A 16,331-nucleotide genomic window follows, 5' to 3' on the forward strand; every position below is an offset into this window, starting at 1 on the left:
TCCAGCCCGATCAGCGCCTGGGCCAGGGGTGCCGTCCAGGCAATCAGGCCTTCCTCCGGCCGGGTCTCGTCCTCGCCCACCAGCCCCAGCGTCTGCCGGCTGCCATCTGCGCGTGCCAGCGTCACCCGGCAGCCGAAGCGAACTTCCTCCGGCCGTGCCGGCGGTGGGGTCACCTCGGCGCTGGCCACCCGCGCCTGCCAGTAACGCAGCTCCCGGCCGATCCGGGCCTGCGCCGCCCGGTCATCCGCAGGGGTGGCGGCCTCCTGGCGCCGCCACTCGGCGAGGATCGCCTGGATGCGCGCATGGCCCCATGGCGTGATCAGGTTGCGGTTCGGGCTGATCGGCCGATCCGGCAACTCGTCGATGGCGCTGTCGCCGTCCGGCTCCTTCACGAACGCGCGGCTCATTTCTTGCTCGCCTGCCCTGCTGCCTGTCCCAATGGAAGAGGCTAGACCCGCGTCGACCGCGGGCGCAACCGTCCGAGGCAGGACGGTACCGTTGTTGAAACTCACACAAGAATCGTTGTATCTGCCACTATCGCTCGTGAGGGGTTCATGTACGACGCTGCGTTCCTGGGACGGCTGGAGAGCGGCCTGCGCACGGCACTGCCGGGCTGGGGCCTGCCGGGCGACACGAAGCTGCGCCTGCTGACCATCTCCGAGAACGCTACCTTCCTGGTCGAGCCCCCAGGCGACGCGCCGATCGTCTTCCGCGTGCACCGCCCGGCCTACCACACCGAGGAAGAGATCCTCTCCGAGCTGGCCTGGATCGGCGCCCTGCGTGCCGATGACGCGATCGCCACGCCCAGGCCGCTGCCCACCACCGATGGCCGGCTGCTGGGCGCGTTCGGCGAGGGTGCGAACCGCCGCCATGTCGCGGCCTTCGAGTTCATGAGCGGCGAGGAACCTGCGGCATCCGCCGATTCGGTGCCGTGGTTCCGCCAGCTCGGTGCCATCAGCGCCCGCCTGCACGGCCACACGCGTGTCTGGCAGCGCCCGGGCAGCTTCCGGCGCAAGACCTGGGACTTCGACGCGATGTTGGGCAGCCGGCCGCTCTGGGGCGACTGGCGCGCCGGGCTGGGCCTCACGCCCGAGGGCCGCGCCGTCCTGGAGCGCACGGCGCAGGTGCTGGCCGGCCGCCTCGCCGCCTACGGCCATGGCCTGGATCGCTTCGGGTTGATCCATGCCGACCTGCGCCTGGCCAATCTTCTGGTGGAGGGCGACCGGCTCGGCATCATCGACTTCGACGACTGCGGCTTCTCCTGGTTCATGTACGACTTCGCCGCCGCGGTCAGCTTCTTCGAGGACGATCCGGCGATCCCGGCGCTGCAGGCGGCCTGGATCGAGGGCTATCGCAGTGTCGCCCCGGTGAGTGCGGAGGATCTGGCGATGATGCCGGTCTTCCTGATGCTGCGCCGGGTCCTGCTGACCGCCTGGATCGCCTCGCACGCCGAGACGCCGACCGCCCAGGAGATGGGCGTGCCCTATACCGAGGGCACGGTGGCCATGGCCGAACGCTTTCTCACCGAACACGCCTGACATCGCCGGAGAAGACCCCGTGCCGGACGCAGCGACCCTTCCCGAGAGCCAGCAGATCCTGGCGCTCAATGCCTTCGACGCGCGGCAGGCGGGCGGGCTGCCCCCTGCCACCGCGGAGCTGGTCCAGCGCCGGCAGCAGACCTTCGGCCCGACCTCGGTCCTGTTCTACCAGGAGCCGATGCATGTCGTTTCGGCCGAGGGCGTGTGGATGACCACGGCGGATGGGCGACGCTACCTGGACGTCTACAACAACGTCCCCTCGGTCGGGCACTGCCACCCAAGGGTGGTAGAGGCGATCGCCAGGCAGGCGGCGACGCTCAACACCCATACCCGCTATCTCTACGACATCATTCACACCTATGCCGAGCGGTTGCTCGCCACCTATCCGGCCGGGCTGGACAAGGTGACCTTCACCTGCACCGGCAGCGAGAGCAACGACCTGGCGCTGCGCATTGCCGCCGCGGCCACCGGCAGGCGCGGCATCGTGGTTACCGACAACGCCTATCACGGCAACACGCTGGCTGTGACCGAGGTCTCGCCCTCCTCAATGCCGGGCAAGCCGCTGCCGCCGCATGTCCGGGTGGTGCGGGCTCCAGACGTCTATCATGCGCCCACCGATGATCTTGGCCAGCGCTTCGCCGCCGAGTTGCAGGAGGCGATCGACAGCCTGGAGGAGTCCGGCTTCGGCTTTGCCGCCTTCCTGGCCGACACGATCTTCTCCAGCGACGGCATCTATGCCGACCCGGTGGGCTTCCTGAAGCCGGCGATCGACGCGGTGCACCGGGCAGGCGGCCTGTTCATCGCGGATGAGGTTCAGCCGGGCTTCGGGCGGACCGGGGACGCGATGTGGGGCTTCCTGCGCCATGGCGTCCTCCCGGACATCGTCACCATGGGCAAGCCCATGGGCAACGGCTTCCCGATGGGCGGGGTCGTGTCGCGCAGCGAGCTGCTGGAGGCCTTCACGGAAAGTGTGGGCTACTTCAACACGTTCGGCGGCAACCCGGTGGCCGCGGCGGCGGGGCTGGCCGTGCTCGACGTGATCCGCGACGAGCAGCTCGCCGAGAACGCGGCCGCGGTCGGCCGCCACCTGCGCGCCGGCCTGCGCGGCCTCGCCGGCAACGGCCATCCGGAGATCGGTGATGTGCGCGGTGCCGGGCTCTATGTCGGCGTGGAGTTCGTGCGCGATCCCCTGACCCGCCAGCCGGCCCCGGAGCTGGCGACGCGGGTGATCAACGGGCTGCACCGCAAGCAGATCCTGATCGGGGCTGCCGGCCGGCACGGCAATGTCCTGAAGATCCGGCCGCCGCTGGTCTTCTCGAAGGACAATGCGGATCAACTGGTCGGGGCGCTGGGCGAGGTGCTGGAGGAAGTGGCCGCTCCCTCGAGGTGACGCAGATCACCAAGCATTCGTCCGATCCAGGATAAGTTCCGGGCGTGGGGCAGGATCACCCGCCCGGCCGTTTCCCCCGCGGCCGCCGGATCGACGTTGCAGGTATTTTCCCGCTGTCCGGATAGTCTCGTCGCGATCCTGCCCCTCCCTTTCCAGCAATGGCCGGCATTCTCGCCGGCCTCGGCAGGGCCCACGGCAGTTCCCCACTCATCGCAACGAGGAATCGGACATGCACGGTTTTGCCGATCGCGGCCTGGATGCGCCGCGTGGCCGCTTTGCGTCGACCGGCCGCTTCGGCCGGATGTTTCCGGAACTGCGTTCGCTGCGGGAGTTCGCGCCCAGCCCGGCGGAACTCGGCCGGGCGGGCGGCGCCATGGATGGCGGCAACCCGCCGCCCAGCGACACCTCGCAGAACAACCCCCGGATCAAGGCCGGCTACACCTTTCTCGGCCAGTTCATCGACCACGACCTGACGCTGGATGCCACCTCCATCCTGGAGCAGCAGGTCGACGTCAATGCCACCCACAATTTCCGTACGCCGGCCCTGGAGCTGGATTCGGTCTACGGGCTGGGCCCGGCCGTACAGCCCTTCCTCTACGACCGCGCCAAGCCGTTCCATCTGCTCGTTTCCGAGGATGGGGGCGACCTGCCGCGCAACCGCCAGGGCACCGCGATCATCGGTGACCCGCGCAACGACGAGAACATCATCGTCTCCCAGCTCCACCTCCTGTTCCTGAAGTTCCACAACAAGGTGCTGGACGACCATACCGACCCGGTGCTCGGTGGCCGGGAGCGGTTCGAGGCGGCGCAGAAGCTGGTCCGCTGGCATTATCAGTGGATCGTGCTGCACGAGTTCCTGGCCCGCACGGTCGGCACTCATCTGGTCGAGCGGACCCTGGCGGATCCGGCCTTCCTCTACCCGGCCGAGCCGTTCATGCCGGTGGAGTTCAGTGTCGCCGCCTACCGGCTGGGCCACAGCCAGGTGCGGCCGGGCTACCTGCTGGGTCCTGACCGGGCGGCCGCCCTGTTCCCGGACGACCCGTCCGCCCAGGAGGCGGTGACCGACCTGCGCGGCGGACGGCCGGTGCCGCCCGAGCTGCGGGTCGACTGGCAGGCCTTCTTCGGGCCCGATGCCCAGCCCAGCAAGTTCCTGGACACGCGGATCTCGACCGTGCTGCTGCGCCTGCCGGACGGGGTCGTGCCGCCCGGCACGCCGGACACGTTCCGCTCGCTGGTGACCCGCAACCTGCAGCGCGGCCTGGACCTGCGCCTGCCGTCCGGCCAGGACGTCGCCGCCTACCTCTGCCAGCCTGCCCTGAGCGAGGCCGAGCTCTGGCAGGGTGTCGAGGGCGGACACGGCCCGGCACCCTTGTGGTTCTACATCCTGCGCGAGGCGGAGCGGCGGGCCGGTGGCCAGCGGCTCGCTGGCGTGGGTGCGGAGATCGTCGCCCGGACCTTCGTGGCGCTGCTCCTGGCGGACCGGGCCTCGTTCCTGGCCCAGGACCCGCGCTGGACGCCGACCCTGCCCTCCCGTCATGCCGGCCGGTTCACCATGACCGATCTCGTCAACCTCACGCTCGGCACCACCCTCGAATCCGAGGACGTGTCGGCCCTGCCGGGCGACGACGCCCCGATGCCGGCCCACAAGCGGTGGCAATGGCCAGGCGGTAACGGCCAGCGCAACCGCGCCGCCTGACGGTCGCCTGCCCGAGAGCCGCGAGCCGATGCCTCGGGCGTTGGCTCGCCCGGCCTATTCCGCCATTGACGCGGCCATCGTCGTGGCGGTGATCTCCCGCCGGTCCGGACCATGGGAGGAGCCGCAGTGAAGATCCGCGCAGCAGTCCTGCACGAGGCGCCCAAGGCTCCGCCGTTCGCGGCCTCGCGCCCCCTCGCCATCGAGACGGTCGAGCTGGCGCCGCCCGGGCCCGGCGAGGTGCTGGTGCAGATCGGCGCCGCAGGCCTCTGTCATTCCGACCTGTCGGTGATCAACGGCGATCGCCCCCGGCCCGTGCCGATGGTGCTGGGGCACGAGGCGTCGGGCGTGGTGGAGCAGTGCGGGGCCGGAGTCGACGACCTGGTGCCGGGCGATCACGTGATCATGGTGTTCGTGCCGTCCTGCGGGCACTGCACCTGCTGCAGCGAGGGCCGACCGGCCCTGTGCGAGCCGGGCAACGCGATGAATGGCCAGGGCAGCCTCCTGTCGGGCGAGCGACGCTTGTCCCTGGGTGGCCAGCCGGTACACCACCATATTGGCGTGTCGGCCTTTGCCGAGCATGCAGTCGTATCGCGCCGCTCGCTGGTGAAGATCGACCGCGAACTGCCCCTGGAGATCGCTGCCCTGTTCGGCTGTGCTGTGCTGACCGGCGTGGGGGCCGTGGCCAATACCGCGCGGATCCGGGCGGGCGAGACGGTGGCGGTGGTGGGCCTCGGCGGCGTCGGGCTCAGCGCCGTGCTGGGTGCCGTGGCCGCCGGTGCGGCGCAGGTGATCGCGGTCGACCTCGCCCAGGACAAGCTGGCACTCGCCCGCGACCTCGGTGCCACCGAAACCTTCGACGCCGGCGATCCCAGTGTCGTCGAGGCGGTGCGGGCTGCCAGCGGCGGCGGCGTCGACCACGCGCTCGAGATGGCGGGCTCGGCCAGGGCCCTGGAACTGGCCTTCGATCTCACGCGCCGCGGCGGCGTCACCACCACGGCCGGCCTTGCCAATCCGGCCGCCCGCTTCCCGCTCAACCCCGTGCGCCTGGTCGCCGAGGAGCGCACGCTGCGCGGCAGCTATGTCGGCAGCTGCATCCCCAGCCGCGACATCCCGCGGTTCGTGGCGCTCTACCGGGCCGGCCGGCTGCCGGTCGACCGCCTGCTGACCAGCCGGGGCAGCCTCGCCGACATCAACGAAGGTTTCGACCTGCTGGCTTCGGGCCGGACCATCCGCCACGTCATCACGCCCTGACCTTTGCGTCATGACCAGTCGATGCGCGCGCCCGAGCTGTCGAACACATGGCTCCGGCGCGGCTGCGGGCGAAGCTGCACGCTGTCGCCGGGACGGAGGTCGGACTTGTCCCGCAGCTCGACGGTCAGGAGGTCGGGAAGGCCGTCGATGCGCAGGTGGACCAAGCTGACATTGCCCAGCTGCTCGACCAGCACGACCTCCGCCGGCACCGTGCCGGCCACAGGCGCTGCGTAAATCTCGAACCCGTCCGGCCGCACACCCAGCGTCGCCGACCGCTTTGGCGGTGCCAGGAGTTCCAGCCAGGACGCCACCTGACCACCAGTGCCATCCAGCGGCACAAAATTCATGCGCGGCTGCCCAAGGAAGCCTGCGACGAAGCGGTTGGCGGGGCGCTCGTAGAGCTCCAGCGGCGCCCCCTGCTGCTCAATCCGGCCGCCGTTGAGTACCACGATCCGCTCGGCCAGCGTCATCGCCTCGACCTGGTCGTGGGTGACGTAGATCATGGTGGTGTCGAGCTGGCGGTGCAGCCGGGCGATCTCGACCCGCATCTGCGCGCGCAGCCCGGCATCGAGGTTGGAGAGCGGCTCGTCGAACAGGAACACGTCCGGCTCGCGGGTGATCGCCCGTCCGATCGCGACCCGTTGGCGCTGCCCGCCCGAGAGTTCCTTCGGCCGCCGGTCGAGCAGGCCCTCCAGCTGGAGCGTCGCGGCCGCCGCCCGCACCCGCCGCTCGATCTCCGCCCGGTCCGTGCCGAGCATGCGCAGGGCGAAGCCCATGTTCTCCCGCACGGTCATGTGCGGGTAGAGCGCATAGGACTGGAACACCATGGCGATGCCGCGGTCGGCCGCCGCCACCTGGTTGGCCGGACGCCCGCTGATCAGGAGCTCGCCGGAAGTGATCGACTCCAGCCCGGCGATCATGCGCAGCAGCGTGGACTTGCCGCAGCCGGACGGACCCACGAACACGACCAGCTCGCGGTCCCGGATCGACAGGTCGACGCCCTCCACCGCGGTGAAGGCGCCAAAGCGCTTGGTGACGTTCCTGAGCTCGACCGATGCCACCGCTATGTCATCCCTTGACCGAGCCGCTGAGCAGCCCTTCGACCACGAACCGCCAGACCAGCACCACCAGCACCAACGTGGGCACGATCGCGATGAAGATGGCGGTGTTGAGCAGGCTCCACGACACGTCGGTGTTGCGCGCGAGCGCCGCCATCACCACCGAGACCGGCCGCGCCCCCGCATCGCCCGAGAGCACCATCGCGAACATGTACTCGGAATAGGAGAGCATGAAGGCGAACAGGCCGGTGGCGCCGATCGATGGCAGCGCCAGCGGCAGGGCGATCCGCCAGAAAACCTGGAAACGGCTGCAATGGTCCAGCGTGGCGGCCTCGAACAATTCGGCCGGCATCTTGCGGAAGAACACCGACAGGATCAGCACGGTGAACGGCAGGGCCCTGGCCGTATGCACCAGGATGATGCCGGTGCGGGTGCCGAGCAGGCCCATGGACTGGAGCATGATGTAAATCGGCGTGACCAGCGCCACGGCCGGCACGAGCGGGCTCAGGATCAGGAACAGAAAGGACAGCTTCTTGCCCGGGAACAGGTAGCGGGCGAACAGGAAGGCGGCGGGTGCCCCCAGCAGGATGTTCAAGACCATCGCGGAAAGCGCGATGATGCCGCTGTTGACCAGGCTCGCCGGCACCTGCCGGGCGGCATCCGAGATCATCGCCCGATTGGCGTTCTCCGCCTGGTAGGCGCGCGGCAGCTCGCCGGTGAACACGTAGCGGTAGCCGTCGAAGTTCAGCCCCTCGGCGAACAGGCTGCTGCCCTGGTCGAGCAGCACCCGGTCCGGGATCAGGCTGCCGAGCAGGGACAGAAGGACCGGGCCGCCGGTGAACAGCAGGATCAGGGCCGCGAACAGCCCGGTGGTCCAGGGGTTCGCCCGGCCCGCCACCGTCACTCGCTCCCGAACAGGTCGGACGGGAGCGCCCGGGTGATCGCCAGGATCAGCACGGCCGAGATCAGCACCACGATGAAGGCCACCGCGGAGCCTGCACCGAAATCATACATGGAGAAGCTTTCCCGCCAGATCTGGAAGGACAGCAGCGTCGTGGCCGTGCCGGGCCCGCCGCCGGTCATGGCATAGACCAGGTCGTAGCTCGTGAAGGCAGTGAGCGCGTTGTAGACGATCAGCACCACGATCATCGCCTTGATCTCGGGAAAGATCACATACCAGAAGCGCCGCCACGCGCTCTTGCAGTCGATGGCGGCCGCTTCCAGCGTTTCCGGGTTGATCGCAGCGAGGGCTGCCATCACCAACACCACGGTGAACGGGATCTGCGTCCAGACATGGGCCACCACCACCGAGACGAAGGCCAGGCGCGGCGAGGTCAGCCAGCCGATCGAGCCCTCGATCAGATGGAGGTCGCGCAGGAGCCCGTTCAGCACGCCGAAGCTCGGGTGGAACACCCAGATCCACAGGACCGCGCTGATGGCACCCGGCAGCACCCAGGGCAGCAGCACGATCGAGCGCACCACCTGCACACCGAAGAAGCGGCGGCGCAGGAACAGCGCGATCAGCGTGCCCAGCACCACCACCAGGGGCGCTGCCGCCGCCGTGAAGGCCAGCGAGTTGGTCAGCGCATCCTGGAAGTAGTTGCTCTGGATGACCCGCAGGTAGTTGTCGAGGCCGACGAACGGCTCGCCCGGGAACAGCAGCATCACCGAATGCAGGCTGGTCCACAGCGCATAGGCCACCGGGTAGAGCGTCATCAGCGCCACCGGCAGCAGGGCCGGGAGCAGCCAGAGTGCCGGATAGCGGCGGATCTCCCACATGGGGACGGCCGGCGGGTCAGCGGCTGGCGAACTGCTCCTTGAGCTGGTTCCAGCGCTCCGCCCCATCCTTCATGGTCTGCTCGACGCTGGCCTCGCCGACCATCGCCTTGGCGAGCAGCGGCCGGAAATAGGCCGACCAGACCGAGCTGAACTCGGTATAGGTGCCGGCCCGCGCCCGCTCCGCCTGGGCACCCAGTTCCTTCACATCGGCCCACTTGCCCCAGGCCTCGATCACGTCCTGGTCCTGGAACAGGGGCAGCTGGCCGAAGCCCAGGCCCTTTTCCACTGCCCAGCGCTTGGCGACCGTGTAGGGCTTGCCGGCCATGAAGTTGACGAGCTTCCAGGCCGCAGCGGCCCGCTCCGGGTCGTCCGCCGCCTGCCTGGTGATCACGTAGGACTTGGCGAAGCCCAGCGTGGAGTGGGTCTCGCCCGGCATCGGCGCCAGGGCGAATTCGCCGGCGCGCGGCTGGTCGGCCACGTTGTTCAGTGCCGCCAGCACGTAGGTATAGACGATCGTGAAGGCATGCTGCCCGGTGTTCATCGCCGGGATGATCTTGGATTCGTGGGTCTCGGCCTGCACCAGTCCCTTGGACCAGGCATCCGCCAGCCAGGCGAGCTGCTGGTAGGCACCGTTGTTCGGGTCGGCGAACAGCGGGTTCAGCTCCGCGTCGAACAGCTCCGCACCCCGGCCATAGGCCTGCGCCACGAAGGCGTCGTAGAAGTTCGGCAACTCCTGATTGTACTCGTAGACGATCGGCTTATCCATGCCGCCCGCCTTCAGCTTCTCGGCCGCGGCCGTGACCTCCTCCCAGGTGGTCGGCACCGCAATGCCGGCATCGGCCAGGATCTTCTTGTTGTAGATGAACGAGATCGTGTCGGCGTAGTAGGGCAGGCCGTAGATCTTGCCGTCATAGGTGACGTCGGTGCGGGCAAAGCCGGCGATGTCGTTCGCCAGCGCCTCGATCTCCTCCTTGGGCGCCACGTCTTCCAAGGGTGCAATGAAGCCGGCGGAGCCCCAGGCCGGCAACCAATCCTGACCGCCATAGACCACGTCGGTCGGCGTGTTGCCGCGGATGCGCAGGATCAGGCTGTCTTGATAGTCCGGCCAGGTATAGTCGGTCAGGTTGACCTTGATGCCGGGATTGGCCGCCTCGAACTGCCGGATATTGTCCTGGATGGTTTCCAGAGAATAATTCCAGACCACGAACTCCAACGTGATGTCCTGGGCGTGGCCTGGCTGGGCCATGAAGCTGCCGGCGAGCAGCGTGGCGGCGGCGAGCACTGTCCTGCGCTTCATCGTTCTTACCTCCCGGCCAGCACCCTGTCCCGGCGCCGGCGACCAATTGGTCGTTGACATCGGAGCTACCCGACGAAACCCTACCGACCAATCCGGACCAGTGACAACCAGATTTGTCATGCCGCGTAGGCCAGGCGGTGCGGGGAGCGATGCCTGCATCCGGGCAGGAGGCGAGATGCGCTTGGAGGAACTGACCGCACCCGACGTGGCGGCGCTCGACCGCGACGCGACCGTGCTGGTCCTGCCGCTGGGCTCGGTCGAGCAGCACGGCCGGCACATGCCGCTCGGCACCGACACGATCCTGGCGCACCGCTTGGCGCTGGCCGCCGCGGAGCGTTCGGCCGGGTCGGTCGTGGTGCTGCCGCCGCCCTGGTACGGCTTCTCCGCCCACCACATGGGATTTGCCGGCAGCATCACCCTGCGCGCCGAGACGCTGATGGCGCTGGTCGAGGACGTGGTGGGCTCGATGGTGGCGCACGGCTTCCGGCGGGTGCTGATCGTCAACGGCCATGGCGGCAATGGCGGCGTGATCGACGTGCTGGCGGCCACGCTCGGCCACCGGCACCATGGCCGGGCGCGGATCGCGGCACTCACCTACTTCCAGCTCGCCCGCGACACGATCGCCCGCCTGCGTCGCTCCAAGCCGGGCGGGATGGGCCATGCCTGCGAGTTCGAGACCGCGATGATGCTGCACCTGCGCCCGGAGCTGGTGCGGATGGACGAGGCGTCCACCACCTATCCGGACCCGGGCTCACGCTACCTCACGACCGATCTGTTGGGCGGCTCGCCAGTGCGCACCTATCACGACTTCGCCGACCTCTCGCCCACCGGCACGCTGGGCGACCCGGCGCTGGCCACAGCTGAGGCGGGCAGCGCCTTCTTCGACGCTTCCGCCGGGGAGCTCGCCGCCTTCATCGACGACTTCCGGGGCTGGGCCATGCCGGAGGGAGGGCGATGAGCGCCATTCTCAGGGTCGGCGTGATCGGCCTGGGCTTCTTCGGCGCGCGCCATGCCGCCATCCACGCAGCACACCCGTCGGCCAGGCTGGTCGGCATCTGCGACCGCGACCCAGAGGCCCTGCGCGCGGTGGGGTCGCGGACCGGGGCGCGCTGCTTTGCCGATTTCCACGAGCTGCTGGCGCTGCCCGACCTGGATGCGGTCAGCATCTGCCTGCCCGACCGGCAGCACGAGGCGGCCGCGGTCGCCGCCGCCAGGGCTGGCAAGGCGATCCTCCTGGAGAAGCCGCTGGCCCATGACACGGCGGCGGCCAAGCGGATCGTGGCAGCGGTGGAAGCGGCCGGGGTACGCCTGATGGTCGGGCACATCCTGCGCTTCGACCCGCGCTACGTGCAGCTCTTCCACGCCTCAGCACCCGAGCGGCTGGGCACGCCGATCCATCTGCGCGCCAAGCGCAACAGCACCCGCGCCACCGCGAGGCGCCTGGGCGCCGCCAGCTCGATCCTGTTCTACATGGGCGTGCACGACGTGGACGCGATGCAGTGGCTGGCACGCTCCAGGATCACCCGCGTCTATGCACAGAAGTGCCAGACGCTGGGCACCGGCAACGAGGACGTGCTCTATGCCGTGGTCAACTTCGAGAACGGGGCCATCGGCAGCATCGACTATAGCTGGGCCTGGCCGGACGGCCTGATGAACGGCTTCCGCTCGGCCATGGAGGTCGTGGGCACCAGGTCCGCGGCCTATGTCGATACGAGCGACCAGGGCTTCTACGTGGTGGGGCAGGATGGGACCAGCGGCGGCGACACCCATCTCTGGCCCGAGATCAACGGCCGCATCGTCGGCGATCTCGCCGACGAGCTCGACCATTTCATCCAGGCGACGCTCTCCGGCCGTCCCTATCTGCAGCATCACCAGGAGGCGCTGGACGCCGTTCCGGTGCTGGACGCGCTGGCCGAATCCGCCAGGAGCGGCCAGCCGGTCGACGTGATCCGCTGAACGGCCCCCGGACCTTGCCCGCCCAGCCACTCCAGGAGCCTGCCGCCATGGCCGCGGACGTCGCCATGCCGGCCCCGGCGAAGGTCCCGCCGCACGAGCGGCCGACACCGGCCCTGATCTACCGGGCGCTGCTGCGCGGCATCCGTGACGGCTCGCTGCCGCCCGGCGCCCGCCTGCCCAACGAGCGCGACCTGGCGCACCGGTTCGGCACCGGCCGCACCGCCGTGCGGGCAGCCCTCGCCATGATGGAGCGGCAGGGCCTGGTGCTGCGCCGGGTCGGCAGCGGCACCTTCCTGGCGGACGACGCGGACCGCGTCTTCGTCCGCATGGACCAGACCGATGCGCCGGAGCACCAGGACGTTCCGAGCCTGGCGGAGATCGCAGAAGGGCGGCTCCTGTTCGAACCGGCCATGATGCATCTGGTGGTGGGCCGGGCCGAGGAAGGCGAGCTCCAGGCGATGCGCCAAAGCCTCCAGCGCATCCAGGCGGCAGCGAGCTGGCTGGACTTCAAGGAGAGCATCTACGCCCTGCACCGGCAGATCTTCGCCAGCACCAAGAACCGCTTCCTGGTGCAGGTGATGGACAGCATCCTGGCGGACCGGCGCGAGGTCGATTTCGACGGGCAGGATGTCGGCCGGCAGCCGCCGGCCCCGGTGCGCGAGCAGACCTACGGCGAGCTGAAGGCGATCGTCGATGCGATCGCGGAGCGCAATGCGTCACGCGCCGAGCGCCTGGTCGCCGATCACCTGACCCGGATGCTGGCGACGATCAACATCTGGCGGTGAGGCCTAGCCCGTTTCCAGCAGGAACAGGGCGGTCTGTTCGTCGGTCACCAGCACGTTGAGGTAGCCGGCACGCAATGCCGCCAGCGTCACCGCATGCTTGGCCCGGCCGGTACCGACTCCGATCGAGAAGGCGCGCTCGCGGCAAGATGCGAGGTCAGCGCCGATCGTCCGTGCATCCAGGTCGGAGTCGACGATCCGGCCTTCGCTGTCGATGTAGCGGCTCAGGATGTCGCCGACCGCCCCCCTGGCCTTCAGGCGCTGCACCTCTGCCTCGCCGACGAAGCCCGACTGCACCAACACCGAATCGGTCGAGATGGCACCAAGGCCGAAGCAGATCACCTCGGCCTTGCGGCCGACCTCCAGGACGCCGGCGATGGTCGGGTCCTGCTCCAGCGCCACCCGGGTCGCGGCCTTGCCCAGGATCGCCGGGACCGGCAGCAGGATGGCGTGGCCGTTGGCGGCACGGGCGAACTGTTCGGCCACATTGTTGGTGCGCAGGGGCGAATCGCGCAGGTACATGGCGCCGTTCAGCATCACCACCTCCACCCCCTTGTTCCAAAAAGGAGGTAGGCGGCGGGCGACGGCGCTCATGGTCCGGCCCCAGGACACGCCGACCAGCTTGTAGCGGTCGAGCCCGGCCAGCAGGCGACCGGCGGCCTGGGCCACCGTATCCAGCATCAGGTCGTCGCTGGCATCCGGATCCTGCGGCACGACCACCGCATCCTTCAGGACGAAGTGGCGCTGCAGGCGGCTCTCCAGCTCGGGCAGGCGCGGGGTGTGCGGCACGATCTCGATGCGGACGACGCCGCTCTCGCGCGCATCCGCCAGGAGCCGGCTCGCCTGCCAACGGGTCAGGCCCAGTTCGGCGGCGATCTCGCCCATGGTCATGTCCAGGTGGTAGTAGCGCTTGGCCACCTGGATCATGAGTTGAAGACGCTCATCCGCCGACAGGTCGCGCAGATGGACGTCGCGCTGGCCGGCCTCGGCCATCAGCCGGACCGCTGGCGCTGCCGGGCCGCCAGACGCCGTGACAACGGGGCCAGCAGCCGGGTCGCCTCCAGATAGTCCTCCAGCAGCTCCGCATAGCGGGCATGGGCGCCGGGCTCGGGCTCGATCGTGGCGGTAGGCGGTGCCACGGCGTCGGCGGCAGCGAACAGGTCCGGCAAGAGGCCGGCGCCGGTGGCGGCACAGGCAGCGGCACCCAGGATCGAGAGGTTGGCGTCGGTGGCGAGCTGTACCGGCATGCCGATCGCATCGACGGTCGCCTGCAGCCAGAGCCGGTTCTTGGCGAAGCCGCCGGCACTGACCACCCGGCGGCAGGAGATGCCCAGCTCGTTCATCCGGCGCAGCACATTGGCCGAGCCCAGTGCCACGCCTTCCACCGCCGAACGGTAGAGGGCCGCTCGGTCGTGGCCGAGCGAGAGGCCCAGCACGGTGCCGCGTAGATGCGGATCGCGATAGGGCGTCCGGTTGCCCATGAAATAGTCGAGGGTCAAAAGGCCGGTGCTGCCGACCTCCATGGCGGCGGCTTCCCGCACCAGTTCCTTGAGGCCGGCATCGTCCAGGCGGAACATGTCCTTCGCGAACCAGGACAGCACCGAGCCGGCCGAGACCTGGCCGGCCTCGACCAGCCAGTGGTCGTCGACCAGCGCATGGGGATAGGGACCCCAGAAGCCGGACACGTCCTGCTCTTGGCCAAGCTGGAAGAGCTGCACCACCGACGTGCCGCCGATCATCAGCATCTCGCCGGGTGCGATGGTGTTCGCACCGACCATGCCGACATGCGCATCGATCCCGCCCTGGGCGAGGACCGGCCGGTTGCTCAGGCCCAGATGCGCCATGGCGGTGGCACTGATGGGTCCTACCGTCCCGCCCACCGGCACGATCTCCGCCGGGAGCTTCTCCGGCAGCCCGGGAATGCCCAGGGCTGCATAGAGGTCGGAATGGAAGCGGCGCTGGACTGAATCGTAGTTCCACTTGCAGGTGGCGTTCATGCGCGAGCCGACCCAGCGGCCCGACAGCATGAAGTTCACCCAGTCCAGGCACTCGCAGACGATCTCCGCCTGCCGGTAGGTGTCCGGCTCGTGCTCGTTCAGCCACATGGCCTTGGGCACCAGCCATTCGGCGGCATCGCTGCCACCGGCATAGGCCAGGACCGGATGATCCAGCTCTGCAGTGCGGTCGGCCTGCTCGGCGGCGCGGCAGTCCATCCAGAGCAGGGCCGGGCGCAGCGGCGTACCGTCCTTGCGGCAGGCGACCACGGTGGAGGCGGTGGTGGCAACGCAGATCCCGGCGACCTCTGGCTGGCCAAGCTCGCGCAGGAGGCCACGTGTCGCCGCCCCCGCCGCCTCCCACCATTCGGCCGGCGACTGCTCGGCCCAGCCGGCATGCGGGTAGGTAGTGGCATACGGCGCCTCGCGCTCGGCCCGCATCCGACGCTCATCCAGGTCGAACAGTCCGACCCGCACGCCGCCCGTGCCGAAGTCCAGGCCCAGCAGCAACGCCATCCGCCTCGCCCCCTCGCGGCCCCGCTTACGGCCGGAACATGATCTTGGAGAAGAACTCGCCGCCGGCCTTGATCTTGCCGAACATGCCGGGCAGCTCGTCCAGCTTCAGCTCATGGGTGATCATGAACTCCCAACGCAGCGCACCGGAGGCCAGATAGTCGAGGGTGACCGTCCATTGCGGGCCGGGATAAGGCGCTCCGAACGAATTCCAGGCCCCATGCAGGCTCACCTCCTGGCGCAGGAAGTGCTGGAAGGTCTTGTTGTCGAGGGTGACGTCGCCCACCGGGATGCCGATGAACACGACATGGCCGCCCGGTGCTGCCAAGTTCGCCGCGAAGTTGATCGAGGACGGATGGCCCGCCGCCTCGACGATCAGGTCGCACTTCAGGTCCTGCGGCACGCCGTCGGTGACCAGGAAGGTGTGGGAAGCGCCGGCTTCGCGCGCCTGCTCCAGCTTCTGCTCGGACACGTCCACCGCGACGATGTCGCGGCAGCCCATCAGCTTCATCCACTGGATCGCGAACAGGCCGATCGGGCCGCAGCCGATCACGCCGCCGCGGTCGCCCAGCGTCGGCTTGGCCTTCCAGATGGCGTGGAGCGCGATCGAGGCGGGATCGGTCATCGCCACGGCGCGCGGGTCGGTGCCGGGCGGCGCCTTGAGGAGGTTGCCGGTGGGCGCGCAGACATATTCGGCATAGGCGCCGTCGCGGCGGCTGCCGAAATAGTCGTAGTTGCGGCAGCGCGAGAAATTGCCGGTGGCGCACTGGTCGCAGACCCGGCAGGGCAGCATCGGCGCCACGCCGACCAGGTCGCCCGGTGCGAAGCCTTCGGCACCTTCGCCCAGCTCCACCACCTCGCCGGAGAACTCGTGGCCGCACACGATCGGCATGCGGTGCGCACCCTTGATCAGCATGCGCGGGATGTCCGAGCCGCACACGCCCACCGCCGCGACCTTGAGCAGCACCTCGCCCTTGGCGGGCCTGGGCCTGGGCAGGTCCTCAAGGCGGATGTCGCCCGGCTGGTACATCACGGCAGCAAGCATGGTCGGTCTTCCGTCTGATCGTCTGGCCGAGG

15 protein-coding genes are annotated in these 16,331 nt (G+C 69.2%); 7 read left to right on the forward strand and 8 right to left on the reverse strand.

What is annotated here, in order from left to right; genetic code table 11:
• Positions 1 to 407 (reverse strand): GreA/GreB family elongation factor (locus VNS22_RS00230; RefSeq protein ID WP_325728548.1); only part of this gene is annotated, 407 nt, incomplete at its 3' end.
• Between the two features lie 147 nt (positions 408 to 554).
• Here VNS22_RS00230 and VNS22_RS00235 point away from each other — a divergent pair.
• From VNS22_RS00235 to VNS22_RS00250, 4 genes are all read left to right on the forward strand, one after another.
• Complete coding sequence (locus tag VNS22_RS00235) at positions 555 to 1,538, forward strand: phosphotransferase enzyme family protein (RefSeq protein ID WP_325728549.1); 984 nt, start codon at positions 555 to 557, stop codon at positions 1,536 to 1,538.
• Positions 1,539 to 1,557: 19 nt separating this feature from the next.
• On the forward strand, positions 1,558 to 2,928 hold the full coding sequence (locus VNS22_RS00240) for an aspartate aminotransferase family protein (RefSeq protein ID WP_325728550.1): 1,371 nt from the start codon (positions 1,558 to 1,560) through the stop codon (positions 2,926 to 2,928).
• A 229-nt stretch (positions 2,929 to 3,157) separates the two neighbouring features.
• On the forward strand, positions 3,158 to 4,624 hold the full coding sequence (locus VNS22_RS00245; protein WP_325728551.1) for a heme peroxidase family protein: 1,467 nt from the start codon (positions 3,158 to 3,160) through the stop codon (positions 4,622 to 4,624).
• A gap of 126 nt (positions 4,625 to 4,750) precedes the next feature.
• The gene (locus VNS22_RS00250; RefSeq protein WP_325728552.1) at positions 4,751 to 5,875 is read left to right on the forward strand and encodes a zinc-dependent alcohol dehydrogenase family protein; all 1,125 of its coding nucleotides are present in this window, start codon (positions 4,751 to 4,753) and stop codon (positions 5,873 to 5,875) included.
• An 8-nt stretch (positions 5,876 to 5,883) separates the two neighbouring features.
• On the opposite strand, the gene VNS22_RS00255 is transcribed toward VNS22_RS00250, so the two are convergent.
• The 4 genes from VNS22_RS00255 to VNS22_RS00270 are packed head-to-tail and all read right to left on the reverse strand — an operon-like array spanning position 5,884 to position 10,009.
• Positions 5,884 to 6,936 (reverse strand): sn-glycerol-3-phosphate ABC transporter ATP-binding protein UgpC, encoded by a 1,053-nt coding sequence (locus VNS22_RS00255; protein WP_325728553.1) that lies wholly within the window; start codon positions 6,934 to 6,936, stop codon positions 5,884 to 5,886.
• A 7-nt stretch (positions 6,937 to 6,943) separates the two neighbouring features.
• The gene (locus VNS22_RS00260) at positions 6,944 to 7,831 is read right to left on the reverse strand and encodes a carbohydrate ABC transporter permease (protein ID WP_325728554.1); all 888 of its coding nucleotides are present in this window, start codon (positions 7,829 to 7,831) and stop codon (positions 6,944 to 6,946) included.
• A 2-nt stretch (positions 7,832 to 7,833) separates the two neighbouring features.
• Positions 7,834 to 8,712, reverse strand: a complete 879-nt coding sequence (locus VNS22_RS00265) for a sugar ABC transporter permease (RefSeq protein WP_325728555.1) — start codon at positions 8,710 to 8,712, stop codon at positions 7,834 to 7,836.
• Positions 8,713 to 8,728: 16 nt separating this feature from the next.
• On the reverse strand, positions 8,729 to 10,009 hold the full coding sequence (locus VNS22_RS00270; RefSeq protein WP_325728556.1) for an ABC transporter substrate-binding protein: 1,281 nt from the start codon (positions 10,007 to 10,009) through the stop codon (positions 8,729 to 8,731).
• A 175-nt stretch (positions 10,010 to 10,184) separates the two neighbouring features.
• Between VNS22_RS00270 and VNS22_RS00275 the strand changes: the two genes are divergently transcribed.
• The 3 genes from VNS22_RS00275 to VNS22_RS00285 are packed head-to-tail and all read left to right on the forward strand — an operon-like array spanning position 10,185 to position 12,750.
• Positions 10,185 to 10,967 (forward strand): creatininase family protein, encoded by a 783-nt coding sequence (locus VNS22_RS00275; RefSeq protein ID WP_325728557.1) that lies wholly within the window; start codon positions 10,185 to 10,187, stop codon positions 10,965 to 10,967.
• Positions 10,964 to 11,965, forward strand: a complete 1,002-nt coding sequence (locus tag VNS22_RS00280) for a Gfo/Idh/MocA family oxidoreductase (protein WP_325728558.1) — start codon at positions 10,964 to 10,966, stop codon at positions 11,963 to 11,965. The genes VNS22_RS00275 and VNS22_RS00280 overlap by 4 nt, the downstream gene beginning before the upstream one ends.
• 47 nt (positions 11,966 to 12,012) lie before the next feature.
• A complete protein-coding gene (locus VNS22_RS00285) occupies positions 12,013 to 12,750 on the forward strand; it encodes a FadR/GntR family transcriptional regulator (protein ID WP_325728559.1) in 738 nt (245 codons plus the stop codon).
• Positions 12,751 to 12,753: 3 nt separating this feature from the next.
• On the opposite strand, the gene VNS22_RS00290 is transcribed toward VNS22_RS00285, so the two are convergent.
• The 3 genes from VNS22_RS00290 to VNS22_RS00300 are packed head-to-tail and all read right to left on the reverse strand — an operon-like array spanning position 12,754 to position 16,299.
• On the reverse strand, positions 12,754 to 13,740 hold the full coding sequence (locus VNS22_RS00290) for a sugar-binding transcriptional regulator (RefSeq protein ID WP_325728560.1): 987 nt from the start codon (positions 13,738 to 13,740) through the stop codon (positions 12,754 to 12,756).
• Positions 13,740 to 15,257 (reverse strand): FGGY-family carbohydrate kinase, encoded by a 1,518-nt coding sequence (locus tag VNS22_RS00295; RefSeq protein ID WP_325728561.1) that lies wholly within the window; start codon positions 15,255 to 15,257, stop codon positions 13,740 to 13,742. Before VNS22_RS00295 ends, VNS22_RS00290 begins: the two co-directional genes overlap by 1 nt.
• A gap of 25 nt (positions 15,258 to 15,282) precedes the next feature.
• The gene (locus VNS22_RS00300) at positions 15,283 to 16,299 is read right to left on the reverse strand and encodes a galactitol-1-phosphate 5-dehydrogenase (protein WP_325728562.1); all 1,017 of its coding nucleotides are present in this window, start codon (positions 16,297 to 16,299) and stop codon (positions 15,283 to 15,285) included.
• Between the last annotated feature and the right edge of the window lie 32 nt (positions 16,300 to 16,331).

It is taken from the genome of Geminicoccus sp. (assembly GCF_035556675.1).
Classification (GTDB): Bacteria; Pseudomonadota; Alphaproteobacteria; order Geminicoccales; family Geminicoccaceae; genus Geminicoccus.

Coding starts and splice junctions, on each gene's coding strand:
- VNS22_RS00235 (WP_325728549.1), top strand. CDS start 555: ATGTACGACGCTGCGTTCCTGGGACGGCTGGAGAGCGGCCTGCGCACG.
- VNS22_RS00245 (WP_325728551.1), top strand. CDS start 3,158: ATGCACGGTTTTGCCGATCGCGGCCTGGATGCGCCGCGTGGCCGCTTT.
- VNS22_RS00265 (WP_325728555.1), bottom strand. CDS start 8,712: ATGTGGGAGATCCGCCGCTATCCGGCACTCTGGCTGCTCCCGGCCCTG.
- VNS22_RS00270 (WP_325728556.1), bottom strand. CDS start 10,009: ATGAAGCGCAGGACAGTGCTCGCCGCCGCCACGCTGCTCGCCGGCAGC.
- VNS22_RS00275 (WP_325728557.1), top strand. CDS start 10,185: ATGCGCTTGGAGGAACTGACCGCACCCGACGTGGCGGCGCTCGACCGC.
- VNS22_RS00280 (WP_325728558.1), top strand. CDS start 10,964: ATGAGCGCCATTCTCAGGGTCGGCGTGATCGGCCTGGGCTTCTTCGGC.
- VNS22_RS00285 (WP_325728559.1), top strand. CDS start 12,013: ATGGCCGCGGACGTCGCCATGCCGGCCCCGGCGAAGGTCCCGCCGCAC.
- VNS22_RS00290 (WP_325728560.1), bottom strand. CDS start 13,740: ATGGCCGAGGCCGGCCAGCGCGACGTCCATCTGCGCGACCTGTCGGCG.
- VNS22_RS00295 (WP_325728561.1), bottom strand. CDS start 15,257: ATGGCGTTGCTGCTGGGCCTGGACTTCGGCACGGGCGGCGTGCGGGTC.
- VNS22_RS00300 (WP_325728562.1), bottom strand. CDS start 16,299: ATGCTTGCTGCCGTGATGTACCAGCCGGGCGACATCCGCCTTGAGGAC.